Below are 13712 nucleotides of genomic sequence, written 5' to 3'. Positions count from 1 at the left end.
CCCCACGAAGCAGGAGCAATGCGCCGCCCCACTTACCCCGCCTGGCTCCCGGTCGATCCGTTCATCGCGGCACTCCTCGGCACCGTCCTGCTCGCAGCGCTGCTGCCCGCCACCGGCGGCGCCGCCACCGCCGCGGGCGGCGCGACCGATGCGGCGGTGGCGCTCCTCTTCTTCCTCTACGGCGCCCGGCTGTCGACCCGCGAGGCCCTCGACGGCCTCAAGCACTGGCGCCTGCACCTGACCGTGCTCGCCTGCACCTTCGCGGTCTTCCCGCTGCTCGGACTGGCCGCCCGCGGCCTCGTTCCGTTCGCCCTGTCGCCGCAGCTGTACACCGGGCTGCTCTTCCTGTGCCTGCTTCCCTCCACCATCCAGTCGTCGATCGCCTTCACCTCCATCGCCCGTGGCAACGTGGCCGCCGCCATCTGCGCGGGCTCGTTCTCCAGCCTCATCGGCGTCTTCCTGACCCCGCTGCTGGCCGCTCTGCTGCTCGGTGGCGGTGGCGGGGTCTCGGCGGACTCGGTGCTCGACCTCGTACTGCGGCTCCTCGCGCCGTTCCTCGCCGGGCAGTTGCTGCGCCGCTGGACCACCGGCTTCCTGACCCGGCACAAGAAGGCCCTCGGCCACGTCGACCGGGGTTCGATCCTGCTGGTCGTCTACACGGCGTTCAGCGCGGGGATGGCCCAGGGCATCTGGCACCAGGTCACTCCCGTGCGGCTGCTGGAACTGCTCGTCGTGGAGGCCGTGCTCCTCGCGGTGATGCGAGCCCTGACGTCGTACGGCGCCCGCCGGCTCGGCTTCGACCGCGCGGACCGCGTCACCATCGTCTTCGCCGGATCGAAGAAGAGCCTGGCGTCGGGACTGCCGATGGCCACCGTGCTGTTCGGCGCGCAGGCGGGCCTGACGATCCTGCCGCTGATGCTCTTCCACCAGATGCAGCTGATGGTCTGCGCGGTGATCGCCAAACGCTGGGCGCGGCGGACCGCCGATCAGGTTCAGGTTCCGGTCGCCGTGACCCGTCCCCTGGAGATGTCACATTCGAGTGGGCCCGATCCGTCGTAGGAGCCCGCGCGGTCAGCGCAGGAGGTTCACGACCAGCACCGCCAGGGCCATCGCCAGGAAGAGCAGATACGCGCCCAGCGCGCGCCCCCGGTCGCCCGCCCGGAGCTGACGCGACAGCACCCAGCCGAAGATGCCCACTTCGACGGCGGCGCCCGCCACCCCGAGCGCCGGAACCCACAGGCCGATGATCACCGCGACCGTGGCGAACAGATGCAGCACACCCAGCAGGGACACGACCCACAGGAACCGCCCCTGGAGCACACCCAGCCGGGTCAGTTCATCGAGCCGGGCGAGGCCGACTCTCGCACGGAACAGCGCGACGACCGCGGAGGGGACGACCTCGCACAGCAGCAGGGCCGTCAGCACCACGCTCAGCGTGAACACCGGATCCCCTAGCGCTGGGTGCGGACGCGGGCGAGTTGTCTGGACTGGGCGACCAACCGCCCCGAGGAGTCCCACACTTCGGCGTCCTCCTCCATGTAGCCGTCCGCGAAGTTGCGCGTCGAGTGGACGATGCGCAGCCAGCCCGGGGCGGGCTTCGCCCGTACGTGCACGGTCAGTTCCAGGGTCGGGGCCCAGCCGCCGATGCCCAGGTCGAAGCTGGTCGGGGGCAGCGCGTCCGCTGCCAGAAGCAGCAGCAGCGGGTCGGGCTCGCGCCCGTCCGGCATCCGCAGCCAGCCCCGGATGACGCCCCGGCCGGACGGTGCGCCCATCGCCCAGCCGACGGTGTCCGGGTCGAGTCGCAGATCGAGCCGGCTGAGCAGCTCCGCCTGCTCGACGAAGGACGGCGGCGCCAGTTCGGCGCCGACGCACTTCTCGGGCGGCGGAAGGTTCGGGGGAGTGGCGGTAGTGCGGATGTCGCCGGCCGCGTGGCGGTCCAGATCGCCGTACGTGGCGATGGCCCGCAGCCGCTCCTCGCCGCCCTGCAGCAGCGAGACGGTGCCCGTGGAGACGGTGCGGCCGCGCCGCAGGGTCTCGGTGCGCAGTTCCGCCGGACCCGCGGTCGACGTGGAAAGGTAGTAGGCAGTGATGGAGAACGGGTCGCTGTGCCCGTCCTCCCCGCCGCCGAGTTCGGTGGCCAGGGCGCGGGCCGCGAGCGCCAGCAGCAGGCCGCCGTTGATCCCCTTGCCGATCCGCCAGCCGCCGTCGAGCTCGGCATCGAAGACGGACGGCTCCCCGGACCGCGCCACCACAGCGGTCCCGCGGTCGAATTCGTACCCCTGATCAGTCTCACGGTCTGTCACACCGCGCAGCGTACGACAGCCCTACGGTGCGGCGGGGACCGGCCGGCGCAGGGGGCGCACCCCGCCGGCCGGTCCCCGCCCGTGTGCGCGGACGGCCTCAGCTTCCGTCGGCCGCGGTCCGCAGGATGATCCGGTGCTCACCCGAGTACACGTTCATGGAGGAGCCGCGCAGGAACCCGACGAGGGTCAGCCCCGACTCGGCCGCCAGGTCCACCGCCAGCGACGACGGCGCGGAGACCGCGGCCAGCACCGGGATACCGGCCATCACCGCCTTCTGGGCCAGCTCGAAGGACGCCCGGCCGGAGACCAGCAGGATCGACTCGGAGAGCGGCAGCAGATCCTGCTGCAGGGCCCGGCCGACGAGCTTGTCGACGGCGTTGTGCCGGCCGACGTCCTCCCGGACGTCCACCATCTCCCCGTCCGCCGTGAAGAGCGCCGCCGCGTGCAGCCCCCCGGTCCGCTCGAAGACCTGCTGGGCGGCCCTGAGCCGGTCGGGGAGGACAGCCAGCAGATCCGTGCCGATACGGACCGGGGGAGTGTCGTCGATCTTCCAGAGGGCGTTGGTGCGCACGGCGTCCAGGCTGGCCTTGCCGCACAGGCCGCACGAGGACGTGGTGTAGACGTTCCGCTCCAACGTGATGTCGGGGACGGTCACGCCCTCGGCGAGCCGGACGTCGACGATGTTGTAGGTGTTCGAGCCGTCCACCGTCGCACCCGCGCAGTACACGATGTTCGCGATCTCGTCGGCCCGACCGATGACGCCCTCACTCGCCAGGAACCCCACGGCGAGTGCGAAGTCGTCGCCCGGGGTGCGCATGGTGATGGCCAGCGCCTTGCCGTTCAGCCGGATCTCCAGTGGCTCCTCCGCCACCAGGGTGTCGGCGCGGTGTCCTGCGACGCCGTCCCTGATGCGGAGTACGCGGCGGCGCTCGGTGACCCGTCCCATAGCTGATCAGTCCCGGTTCTGTACATGCTGGAAGCCGAATCGGCCCTTGATACAGAGGTTGCCATGGGTGACCGGGTTGTCGTGCGGCGAGGTCACCTTGACCATCTCGTTCTCCTGGACGTGAAGGGTCGGATTGCACCCCACCCCGCAGTAGGCGCAGATCGTCGTCGCCTCGGTCCGGGACTCCTCGTCCCAGGTGCCGGCCGCGCGCATGTCGAATTCGGTCCTGAAGGAGAGCGCCCCGGTGGAGCAGACCTCGATGCAGTTGCCGCAGTACACACAGGCCGATTCGGTGAGCGGCGCCTCGTGCTCGACCGCGATGTGGGAGTCGAAGCCGCGGCCTGCGACCGCGATCGCGAAGGAGTTCTGCCACTGCTCGCCGCACGCGTCCCGTCGAGATCGCGACCGGCGCCCAGGTGCTGCCCGGTACGACCGCCGTCCTGCCGTACGAGCGGGCGCGGCGGACCGGCGAGTCGGTGAGCGGCTGCGGCCGAGCCGGGCCGGCACATCCGGCGCCGCGGCGAGGAGTGTGCCGAGGGCCGCGAAGTGCTCCCGGCCGGAACGCTCGTCATCCCGGCCGCGCTGGGCCTCGCCGCGAGCGTCGGCTGCGACACCCCACCGTGCACCGCAGGCCGCGCGTCCCCCTGCTGGTGACCGGGGACGAGGTGGTCCGGCACGGAATCCCGCCGGCCGGCCGGGTCCGCGACGCGCTCGGCCCGCTCCTGCCCGGGCACGTCGACTGGCTCGGCGGCATCGCGGAACAGCCCACGTACCTGCCCGACGGCCGCATCCCGCGGCCGCCCGAGCACGGGGTGCTCACCGCTCCCGTCCGCCGGCGCCCGCACGAGACCCGGCTGCTGCCGGTCACCGTCGTCTCAGGCCGCGCGACCCCCGTCGGCCACGACCGCCCCGGGCTCCTCTGGGGCGCGGCCGCCGCAGACGCCCTCGCGGTTCTGCCGCCGACGGACGATGCAGGGGCCGGACGCGTCGAACTGCTCCCGCTGCCACGGTAGGTGGGGGCGGAATCGCCGAGGTGGAGAGCGTCACCGCGGGTTCCCCGCATCCACAGGATGTACTCAGTAGACTGTAGACGAAAACCAATTCGCCGGGCCCGTACGTCAGGTGCGAGCCGCTCAGGAGGGTGGGGCGATGCTGTCCACAGGACTGCCGCAGGGGGCGGTACCCAAGCTGGAACGCCCCGGCCCGCTGCGCGAGCGCGTGTACGACGCCCTGCTCGAACTCATCACCGCCCGCACCCTGCGCCCCGGCCAGCACCTCGTCGAGACCGAACTCGCCAGCCACCTCGGCGTCTCCCGGCAGCCCGTACGCGAGGCGCTGCAGCGGCTCAACACCGAGGGCTGGGTGAACCTGCGCCCCGCCCAGGGCGCCTTCGTGCACGAGCCCACCGAGGACGAGGCAGACCAACTGCTGGTCGTCCGCGCCCTCCTGGAGACCGAGGCGGCGCGGCTCGCCGCGGCCAACGCCCCGGCCAAGGGGCTCACCCGACTCGTCGAGCTGTGCGAGGAGGGCGAGCAGGCGGTGGCGGACGACGAGGTCGACGCCGTCGCCGCCGCCAACGCCGCGTTCCACGCCTACGTTATGACCCTCGCGGGCAACGCCGTACTGGCCGAGCTAGCGGCTCAGGTCGACCGCCGGGTCCGCTGGTACTACACCCCCATCGCGCGCACCCGCGGCATCCAGTCCTGGCACGAGCACCGCGAGTTGATAGACGCGATCGCCGCCCGCGACGAGGTCCGCGCCCAGCACGTCATGCGCGTCCACACCGAGCACACCCGCACCTCGTACCACCAGCGCCCCGACACGGCCTGACCCAGGAACGCGAGAGAAGACATGAGCGAGCAGCCGACCGCCGCGGGCGCCTTCGTCGCCGACGAGGACGTCAGGACGCGACTGCTGTATCTGCGCGGGAGTATCGACAATCTCGACGCGGCCCTGGTGCACCTGCTCGCCGAGCGGTTCAAGTGCACCCAGCAGGTGGGCGAGCTGAAGGCCGCCCACGACCTGCCGCCGGCCGACCCGGCCCGCGAGGCCGCCCAGATCGCCCGGCTGCGCAAGCTGGCCGAGGACGCCCGGCTGGACCCGGCCTTCGCCGAGAAGATGCTGAACTTCATCATCGGCGAGGTCGTGCGCCACCACAAAGTGATCGCCGGCCGCTCCGCCGAGAGCGACGGGACCACCGAGGTCTGACCGGTCGCTCCTGGACATTCCCCGCTGCTCCCCGTCCCGGAAATCGTCCGAAAGTACGAGGCCGGAACGGGACAAACCGTCCAGGCTGGGCTTTCGACGCCGACCGGACGGAGATGACCACATGCTGGGGTACCAGGCAGTCGCGGCGGCCCCCCGCCGGGCCAGGGGGCGGCACCGGGCACGCACCGTCCCCTTGGGCGGGCGCCGGAACCGGCAGGCGGGCGGCGTCTACGGCACCATCCTGGCCAGCGCGCTGCTGATCGTCATGGACACCCGGCTCGACCCGCACCCGGTCGACGACGCCCTGTGGATCGTCATGACCGCGCTGGCGGCAGCGGCCATGCACGCCCATGTGCACAGCGTGGGAACACCGGGCCGTCCGCCCCGCCGGGTCCTCTACGACCTGGTCACCGGGCTGGCGGGGGAGTGGCCCCTGCTCGCGTCCGTCCTGCCCACGGCCGCGCTGCTGCTGCTCGCCGCCGGCACACCGCTGACCGCGTACACGGCGGTGTACGCAGCGCTCGTGGTGAACGCCGCGATGCTGCTGGGCTGGGGTGTGCTGACCGGCCGCCGCGGCGGCCGGAGCTGGCCTGCCGCCTTCCTGGCGGGCACCGGCGAGGTCGCGATCGGAGTGGGGATCATCGCGGTCACCGCGGCCGTGAAATGACCATCACCGAACACTCCGCTGACCAGCTGCCCGCTGTGGAACAGCCCGTTGTTGGAGGCGTTGTCGTTCTCCCCGAAGTAGTCCGGGGTCAGCGCCGCGAACACCGGGTAGAACGCCCCGCCGCCGAAGCCCGACAGGAAGGCGAAGACCAGGAAGAGCCACTCGCTGTGCGTGCTCCCGGCCCAGATCACGCCGAACTGCGGGGGAGCGCGCCGCCGAGTACATCAAGGCGCACGTGACGAAGCCGGTCGGCGGCTACGTCGCCGGCTTCACGGCGCCCGAGGGCAGGACCATGGGCCACGCCGGCGCCATCGTCTCCGGTTCGTCGGGCACCGCCCAGGCGAAGAAAGAGGCCCTGGAGGCCGCAGGTGTCCAGGTCGGCAGGACCCCGTCGGAAACGGCGCGGCTCGTCCGCGGCCTGCTCGGATGAACCGCATCGACGGCCTGCTGTCGCGCAGAGCCGCCCTCGGTGTGGCGCTCACCCCACTTGACCCGAAGTCGAAGCTTCCCAGAACCCGGGTCGCTATCGTCGCGTGCATGGACGCCCGCCTGGGCGTCGGGACGATGTTCGGACTGCGGCCTGGCGACGCCCATGTCATCCGCAATGCGGGCGGATGCGTCAATGACGACACCCTCCACTCGCTGCGCTTGAGCCAGACTGTAGGCGGGACCAGTGAAATCCTGCTGGCGCACCACGAGGACTGTGCGGCTCTCGGTGATCCCGCCGATGATCTACGGGCGTGTCTGATCCGGCTCCGTGACAACCAAGAGCTGCCCCATACCGATGTGGTGCGCGGCTTCGTCTACACGCGCGGTGGTGCTCTGCGCGAGATCCGCCCCGAACGAGCGGAGAACTGATGACCCTCATCCTCAAGCCCGGCACGGCTTGGTCCGACGCCTGGCGGCGTTGCGTCGAGGTCGCCCCGGAGGCCTTCCACGACGATCGCGTACTCAACTACTGGAACGGCCGCTGGCAGGCGGACGGCCGGCTGCTGCCGACCACCTCGCCCGTCGACGGTTCTCCCCTCGCCGCCCTCCCCCGGTTGGACGCGGCCAGCGCCCATCTGGCGGTACGGGCGTCGCTCGATCAGCACCGGGCGTGGCGGGAGGTGCCGCTCGCCGACCGCAAGGCGCGGGTGAGCGCCACCCTGGACGCGCTCACCGAGCACCGTGAACTCCTCGCGCTGCTGCTCGTCTGGGAGATCGGCAAGCCCTGGCGGCTCGCCCAGGCGGACGTGGACCGGGCCATCGACGGCGTGCGCTGGTACGTCGGCGAGATCGACCGGATGGTCGAGGGCCGGACCCCGCTGCCCGGGCCGGTCAGCAACATCGCCAGCTGGAACTACCCGATGAGCGTCCTGGTCCACGCGATGCTGGTGCAGGCGCTGGCCGGCAACGCCGTCATCGCCAAGACCCCCACCGACGGTGGTCTCGCCTGTCTCACCCTCGCCACCGCGCTGGCCGCCCGCGAGGGCCTGCCCGTCACGCTGGTCAGCGGCAGTGGCGGCGAGCTGTCCGAGGCGCTGGTCAGGGCCCCGGAGATCGGCTGTGTCTCCTTCGTCGGCGGCCGCGACGCGGGCGGCCGGGTCGCCGCCTCCGTCGCCGACCTCGGCAAGCGGCACATCCTGGAGCAGGAGGGCCTCAACGCCTGGGGTGTGTGGAACTACACCGACTGGCCCACCCTGACCGGGCACATCCGCAAGACCTTCGACTACGCCAAGCAGCGCTGCACCGCCTACCCGCGGTTCGTCGTGCAGCGCGAGACGTTCGACCAGTTCCTGACCGCGTACCTGCCGGGCGTCCAGGCCGTCACCTTCGGCCACCCGCTGGCCGTCGAGCACCCCGACGACGACCTGCCCGAGCTGGACTTCGGGCCGCTGATCAACGCGGCCAAGGCCAAGGAACTCGGCGACCTCGTCTCCGAGGCCATCAGCCGCGGCGCGGTCCCGCTGCACCACGGCTCCCTCGCCGAGGGCCGCTTCCTGCCCGGTCAGGACACCTCCGCGTACCTGCCGCCGGTCACCCTGCTCAACCCGCCCTCGACCTCTCCGCTGCACCACGCGGAACCGTTCGGCCCGGTCGACACCCTCGTCCTGGTCGACACCGAGGCCGAGCTGCTGGCCGCGATGAACGCCAGCAACGGCGCGCTCGTGGCGACCCTGGCCACCGACGACCAGGGCGCCTTCGACCGGCTCGCCCCGCAGATCAGGGCGTTCAAGGTCGGTCACAGCAAGCCGCGTTCGCGCGGTGACCGCGAAGAGCTCTTCGGCGGCTTCGGCGCCTCCTGGCGCGGTGCCTTCGTCGGCGGCGAACTGCTGGTCCGCGCCGTCACCGAGGGGGCGGCCGACGAGCGGCTGCCCGGCAACTTCCCGGACTACCGGCTGCAGCCCAGCTGATCCCCGGCCGTTCCCGGTGGTGACGGCGAGTGCCGTCACCACCGGGGCAGGTCACCCGATGCCCTGGTGGTCGGCGAGCAGCGCGAACTCACGGTCCGCGGCGTCCGGCACCTCACGCTCCACGGACTGCTCCACCAGCGCGCGATGCCGCTCCAGCGGCCTGCGCCGGTCCGGCGGCGCGAGCAGCAGCAGATCGTCGAGACCGGCCAGCAGCCGCCGGGTGACCTGCGGGCTGGTGGTCGCGCACAGCCGGATCTCGGTGAACCCCAGATCCACCAGATCACCCCAGGACGGCAGGTCCTGCACCAGCCGGACCGTCCCCGAACGGTCGGTGTGGTGCACCGCGCCCAGCGGCCGGTCCGCCACCGCCGCCAGGAACTGCACGATCCGGTCCAGACACTGCACGGCCGTCGTCGGATCGTTGATGGCCGACGACAGCGCCCGCAGCCCGATGTCCGCCAGCTGCCGCAGCCCGAACCCCAGATCCTGGTGGAACGTTCGCTCCACCCCCACCGACACCGCGGACCGCAGCAGCCGCACCGGCAGCCTGCCCTCGCTCGGGCCGTGCACCGTCAGCAGCGGCGTCCCCGGCACCACGAAGTCCCCGATCCGCGGTACCAGCCGCAGCACCGTCCCGCCCCGCCGCGCGATCCGCGACAGCCGCGCGATGTTCACGTCCCGCAGCACTCCCGCCCGCCCCCGGTGCGTGATCACCGAGACCTCCGCCGGCAGCGGCAGCGCCCCCTCGGGGGACCGCAGCGGATACGCCCCCAGCACCCGGAACGACTCCCGGGTGATCCGGTCGATCACATAGCTGACCCGCATCAGCCGGATCGTGGCGTTCACATACGCCACGAACAGCCCCAGGCTGATCAGCACCAGCAGCACCGCCGTCAACAGCGTGAACACCGGCACACTGGTGACGAGCTTCGGATCCTTCTCCCCGTCGTACGCCGCTTGGCCCGCCAGCGAGAACAGGAACGTCGCGAGGAAGACCGCGAACGTTCCCTTGGTGATCCGGCTGCGCACATACAGCCGCACCACCCGCGGCGAGAACTGGCTGCTCGCCATCTGCAGCGCGACCAGCGAGATGCTGAAGACGACACCGATGAACGTCAGCATCGCCGAGCCCACCGTCGTCACGACCGACTTCGCGTCCTCCGCGATCTTGATCAACGACGTGACCGATTCGTAGTCGCCCTCGTCCTGCAGCGTCCCGATCAGCCAGGCGTCCAGCTCCCCGACCGCACCCGCCAGCACCAGCGCCCCGACCAACCCCACGGCGGGCGCGAACCAGAACGTGTCCCGCAGATGCTCCCGTAGCGGCGACAGCGCCCGTGGCCTGCGACTCTCACGGTGCGTAACCGTAGGTGACATATCGCTCACACCCGGACCCTACGTCCTCCCACCCCCCGAACCCGGGACCCCGCCCACCCCCGCGCACGGCCCCCGGCACGGCGCCCAGGACGGCGTCTTATGCAGGTGAGAAGCACTCCGATTCCTTGGTATCGTTGTCCATGTCGCCGCGGGATACCTCGGCACACACCCTGTCCGGGTGGCGGAATGGCAGACGCGCTAGCTTGAGGTGCTAGTGCCCTTTATCGGGCGTGGGGGTTCAAGTCCCCCCTCGGACACTTTTTGGGACGTTCACGAGATCGTTCCGAAACGTTCACGAATTACCGGTGGAGTCATGTGACTCACCGGTATTTCGTCGTTCCTGGGGCCTTCAGGTCATGTGATCGGCTGAGTGAGGGGTTGGTGCGGTGGCGACCCGGGTGCTGCACCTCCCACCTGCGAAAACAGGACATGCCTGTGTGACGGCTGATGGCCGTCACACAGGCATGTGTCGTTTTCAGGGGCTGGACAACCGCAGGGATGCGTCACTCACGTGGCGGAGGCTCGAGCGGCTCGGTCGGAAGCGATTGCGCTTCGAGCGGGTCGGAGGGTCGGCCGGCGTCGTCGGTTGCGGGGCCGTGCGTGCTGGTTTTGCGGGGCCGGATGCCCTGGTCGCGGCGAAATCGTTTGATGGCTCTGAGGTTCGCCACGAGGATGATCACGGCGTTGAGCAGCGTCTGCGCGACGCGTCCGTGCGGCAGGCGAAACTGGGGGTTGTCGATGCTGTCGAGGGAGGATTTCTTGAGGTTGCCGTTGCCGCCCTCGTTCTGACTGCGCAGTCCAGACCAGGCTTCCTGCCACCGAGCAGTGAACAGAGGGTACTTCTGCCGCCACTTGGCCAGCACCGCGCCTGGGACGGTGATGCTCTTCCCTGTGCAGATATCGGGGTAGTCGCTGATGTCCCGCTTGGGCTTAGGGACCGTGGGGAGAGCGGCCGCCGTGCGGATGGTGGGGGCGTCGAGGTCAACGATGGCGGAAAGGCGCGGTTGGGGGCGGCGGTAGCACGTGACCGTGGCGTGTGGTCCGAGGGCCGGGCACTGCCGGCGTTGGTCGCCCGCGAGCCCGTACTCCTTGACCTTGGTTTGATAATCCCGTCGGGCATAGATCAGATTGAGTGCGTGGGCGCGCTCCTCGTCCGTTCGGCTCTTGATGTAAGTCGTGCCTGCCGTGACGAGCGGGGCGGGCATCAACGGGCAGTAGAACTCGCCGCCGACCAGCTGCATACCGCGAAAGTCGCCTTGCCGGTCGACTTTGTCGTCGTTGTAGTGCTTCACCGCGTTGAGGCCGAGTTTGAGCAGCTGCAGATGCAGGTTGCGAGGCTTGGCCTGGGAGATGCCCCGATCGGCGCAGAAGAGGTCGTTGATCATGCCTCGCTCGAAGGCCGGTTGGATGGCGCGGAGGGCGGCCGGGCCAGGTTCGGTGCCAGGAGTGCGGAGGATCATGCCGAGACAGACTGCGGGATAAGCGCCAGCGAGGTCGCCGTGGCCGTGGCCGGGAAACGCGGCCATCATGGCGTAGCGGAACTCCCTTTTCTCCGACGCCTTCGTCTCCTTCTGCGCGGGTTTGGTCTCACGAGTTGCCGGCTTGCTGGCTGTGCCGCGTCGGGTGCCGGTGTTGGTGGGGACCGCTGCTCCGGCAGGATGAACCGGTGGCTTCTGCGCACCTCCTTTTACGTACATCCCGGCGGTGATCTCAAGCGAGGCCCGATCTCTGTGGTAGTCCGGCGCCTTGCCCCAGACCGGAACCGGAGTGTCGTCGACCGCGATGTGACCGGGCCAGCGAGCGAAATCGCCGCCCTGGTAGGAGGTCATGACCGGTGCGAGAATCAGGTCCTGAGCGATGGCCTCCAAGTTGCGCACGGTGTTTTCGTTGGCGCGGGCGTTCCACTTCCGCCGGATCTTCTTGGCCTCGCTGAGAGTCAATCGCTTGCGGCGGTCGTGCGGTGCCGGATCGAGGCGCTTGGTCATCGACGCCCAGGACCGGTAGACCCGCTTCGACATCGCGTACTGCTGGTGCGCGATGCGGTCGATCTCCTCTCTGGTGGCGCCCTCAGGGATGCCCAGGTCGATGTCGGGAACGTCGAGCAGGTCCTTGGCCCCGGGGGACAACGCGAAGAAGAGCGTCTCCCAGGCGTCGTCGATATTCGCGCTCTTGCCCATGTACTGGGACAGGATCAGGCCGATCAATACCGTCTGGAAGGGGATGCCCTTCGGCCCCGGCTTGTGGTCGTCGGAGGGGAGGCGCTCCAGTGCGCCGCTGTGCCGCACAAGATTGAAGACCTCGTTCACCACGCGATCGTTGAGGGTACGACCGGGAGCTTGCGGTGCGGGGCGTAGGGCAAGACCGGTACGCCGGCAGGGTTTGTTCTCTGGGTTCTTCCGGCTCATGCCGGAACTCCCCGCAACAGATCGAATGCTTCCGCTTCGGGCACGTCGTGGAGGAAGACGAGGTAGCGCGAGAGGCTGTGCAACGTCGCAAGGCCCGACGCCCTGAGGATCACCTGCAGCGGAATGCCGGCATTCAGCAGATCTACGAGCCACGTAGTACGCAACCGCTGGGCCTGCAGCACCGCACCATCACAACGGCCGATGATTCGTGGGTATTTGGCGAGCCAGTCCGATGCGACGTGTTTGCTAGTCCGGTCCTGCCAGTCCGGTCGGAAGGCGTACGTGCCTGCGGGGATATCTGCGGCTTCTGCCAGCAGCAGTTCCTCGTAGGCGTAGCGGCACACGACGGTGCGCGGCCTGCGCCCGTGAACCTTGACCAGCGCCCGTCCGGTTGGGCCGGCATGGATGTCTTGCCCTTGAACGTGCACAAGGTCCTCGACGGCGAGACCGCACCCGATGCCGAGACAGAGGAGCAGACAAGCGTTGCGCCGCTGAGCCGGGGTGGGCAGGCTCTGCGCCCAGATCAACCAGCGGGCGACTTCCGTCGGCGGGTAGGGAGCCACCGGGGTCGCGGCAGCCTTCAACCGGATCGGCGGATGCTGTCCGAGTTGATCCAGCAGGAACGCTTCGGAGACCCGACGCAGCTGACTGCTGCAGGTCCGTCGGCTGTTGGCCGCCATGCCGTGGCAGCCGATGAGGATAAACCGTTCAACGGTGCTTTGGTCAAGGATCACCGAGGGTTCCAGCGGGAGGCCCTGGGTCTCAACCCAGGCGGCCAGTCGCGCGAGGGGCGTCATGATCGCATCCGGGCCGTAGGGGCCGGCTGCAACGGCCAGGAAACCCATCGAGCGAACGACCGGCGCGATGCGGCGCCACTGGGTAGGCGGCACCGTTTCCGGCATTGGCGAGTACGCCAGCAGACGATTCGACACAGCGACCTCCAGGCGCAGGGTCCATGACATGTGGCCGGTTAACCGGCCACTGGTGTCAGTGTCGATCACAATCTGAAGGAACGCATCTTTATGACCGGAGGCCGAGCGCGCACGGCGCCGCCACGGAATTACGCCGTCGATCCGGAGAAGTGGCCGGATGCCCGAATCGTCGGGGAGCCTGCCGCGGCGGTGGTCCAGACGATTGCCCGCCGCCTCGCTGCCGCCCTGGGTGACCGGCCGGAGCTCTCGCTGCGCGCTCTGGCCGCCCAGAGTGACGTCGGCAGGCAGACCATCGGCGATCTGCTGGCGGGAGCTGGCTGGCCGGATGTTCTGACAGTCTGCCGGCTGGAGCACGCCCTGGGCCTGGCGCTCTGGCCCGGATCGGATGCGACCCAATGTGTTCATGACTGAACCTCAATTGTCTGTTTGAGTTCAGTCGTGCACGGTCCATCGCATGACGGCGCGGATTCGCTCTAGC

At 69.9% G+C, this 13712-nt stretch carries 15 protein-coding genes, 1 tRNA gene and 2 pseudogenes; 11 read left to right on the top strand and 7 right to left on the bottom strand.

What is annotated here, in order from left to right; all coding sequences use genetic code 11:
• Positions 1-18: 18 nt before the first annotated feature.
• Positions 19-1059 (top strand): bile acid:sodium symporter family protein, encoded by a 1041-nt coding sequence (locus C6N31_RS23785; RefSeq protein WP_138355723.1) that lies wholly within the window; start codon positions 19-21, stop codon positions 1057-1059.
• 12 nt (positions 1060-1071) lie between these two features.
• Here C6N31_RS23785 and C6N31_RS23780 read toward each other — a convergent pair whose 3' ends face one another.
• The 4 genes and pseudogenes from C6N31_RS23780 to C6N31_RS23765 form a co-directional block, all read right to left on the bottom strand.
• The gene (locus tag C6N31_RS23780) at positions 1072-1443 is read right to left on the bottom strand and encodes a DoxX family protein (protein ID WP_138355724.1); all 372 of its coding nucleotides are present in this window, start codon (positions 1441-1443) and stop codon (positions 1072-1074) included.
• An 8-nt stretch (positions 1444-1451) separates the two neighbouring features.
• Entirely contained in the window at positions 1452-2303 is an 852-nt protein-coding gene (locus C6N31_RS23775; RefSeq protein ID WP_198358124.1) for a thioesterase family protein, read from the bottom strand.
• A 97-nt stretch (positions 2304-2400) separates the two neighbouring features.
• Positions 2401-3249, bottom strand: coding sequence for a formate dehydrogenase accessory sulfurtransferase FdhD (gene fdhD, locus C6N31_RS23770; protein WP_138355726.1), 849 nt, complete (start codon positions 3247-3249; stop codon positions 2401-2403).
• A gap of 6 nt (positions 3250-3255) precedes the next feature.
• Positions 3256-3639, bottom strand: a pseudogene (locus C6N31_RS23765) (4Fe-4S binding protein); the annotation flags it as partial.
• Positions 3640-3756: 117 nt separating this feature from the next.
• Between C6N31_RS23765 and C6N31_RS44070 the strand changes: the two are divergent.
• From C6N31_RS44070 to C6N31_RS23730, 8 genes and pseudogenes are all read left to right on the top strand, one after another.
• Complete coding sequence (locus C6N31_RS44070; protein ID WP_244809891.1) at positions 3757-3903, top strand: hypothetical protein; 147 nt, start codon at positions 3757-3759, stop codon at positions 3901-3903.
• On the top strand, positions 3870-4262 hold the full coding sequence (locus C6N31_RS45640; RefSeq protein WP_244809510.1) for a hypothetical protein: 393 nt from the start codon (positions 3870-3872) through the stop codon (positions 4260-4262). The genes C6N31_RS44070 and C6N31_RS45640 overlap by 34 nt, the downstream gene beginning before the upstream one ends.
• A 136-nt stretch (positions 4263-4398) precedes the next feature.
• A complete protein-coding gene (locus C6N31_RS23755; protein ID WP_138355727.1) occupies positions 4399-5079 on the top strand; it encodes a GntR family transcriptional regulator in 681 nt (226 codons plus the stop codon).
• A gap of 21 nt (positions 5080-5100) precedes the next feature.
• Positions 5101-5457: a chorismate mutase gene (locus C6N31_RS23750; RefSeq protein ID WP_138355728.1), complete on the top strand. Its 357-nt coding sequence runs from the start codon at positions 5101-5103 to the stop codon at positions 5455-5457.
• 121 nt (positions 5458-5578) lie between these two features.
• A complete protein-coding gene (locus tag C6N31_RS23745; protein WP_138355729.1) occupies positions 5579-6124 on the top strand; it encodes a hypothetical protein in 546 nt (181 codons plus the stop codon).
• 199 nt (positions 6125-6323) lie between these two features.
• A pseudogene (locus tag C6N31_RS23740) lies at positions 6324-6554 on the top strand (succinate--CoA ligase subunit alpha); the annotation flags it as partial.
• Positions 6551-6982 carry a carbonic anhydrase gene (locus tag C6N31_RS23735; RefSeq protein WP_138355730.1) on the top strand — a complete coding sequence of 144 codons (432 nt, stop codon included), beginning with the start codon at positions 6551-6553 and terminating at the stop codon, positions 6980-6982. The pseudogene C6N31_RS23740 and the gene C6N31_RS23735, both read left to right, overlap by 4 nt.
• On the top strand, positions 6982-8520 hold the full coding sequence (locus C6N31_RS23730) for an aldehyde dehydrogenase family protein (RefSeq protein ID WP_138355731.1): 1539 nt from the start codon (positions 6982-6984) through the stop codon (positions 8518-8520). Before C6N31_RS23735 ends, C6N31_RS23730 begins: the two co-directional genes overlap by 1 nt.
• A 51-nt stretch (positions 8521-8571) precedes the next feature.
• Here the strand turns inward: C6N31_RS23730 and C6N31_RS23725 are convergent, their stop codons facing one another.
• A complete protein-coding gene (locus C6N31_RS23725) occupies positions 8572-9897 on the bottom strand; it encodes a DUF2254 domain-containing protein (RefSeq protein ID WP_138355732.1) in 1326 nt (441 codons plus the stop codon).
• Between the two features lie 172 nt (positions 9898-10069).
• On the opposite strand from C6N31_RS23725, the gene C6N31_RS23720 reads away from it, so the two are divergent.
• Positions 10070-10154, top strand: a tRNA-Leu gene (locus tag C6N31_RS23720).
• 246 nt (positions 10155-10400) lie between these two features.
• Here C6N31_RS23720 and C6N31_RS23715 read toward each other — a convergent pair.
• Positions 10401-12203 (bottom strand): hypothetical protein, encoded by a 1803-nt coding sequence (locus C6N31_RS23715; protein ID WP_198358123.1) that lies wholly within the window; start codon positions 12201-12203, stop codon positions 10401-10403.
• Positions 12204-12298: 95 nt separating this feature from the next.
• Positions 12299-13303 carry a site-specific integrase gene (locus tag C6N31_RS23710; RefSeq protein ID WP_198358122.1) on the bottom strand — a complete coding sequence of 335 codons (1005 nt, stop codon included), beginning with the start codon at positions 13301-13303 and terminating at the stop codon, positions 12299-12301.
• A 21-nt stretch (positions 13304-13324) separates the two neighbouring features.
• Between C6N31_RS23710 and C6N31_RS46135 the strand changes: the two genes are divergently transcribed.
• Entirely contained in the window at positions 13325-13645 is a 321-nt protein-coding gene (locus tag C6N31_RS46135; RefSeq protein WP_198358121.1) for a helix-turn-helix domain-containing protein, read from the top strand.
• Positions 13646-13712: the final 67 nt, after the last annotated feature.

This window comes from Streptomyces fildesensis, from assembly GCF_016107395.1.
In the GTDB taxonomy this organism is placed as follows: Bacteria; Actinomycetota; Actinomycetes; order Streptomycetales; family Streptomycetaceae; genus Actinacidiphila; species Actinacidiphila fildesensis.
This window is presented reverse-complemented; position numbering and strand designations above follow the sequence as displayed.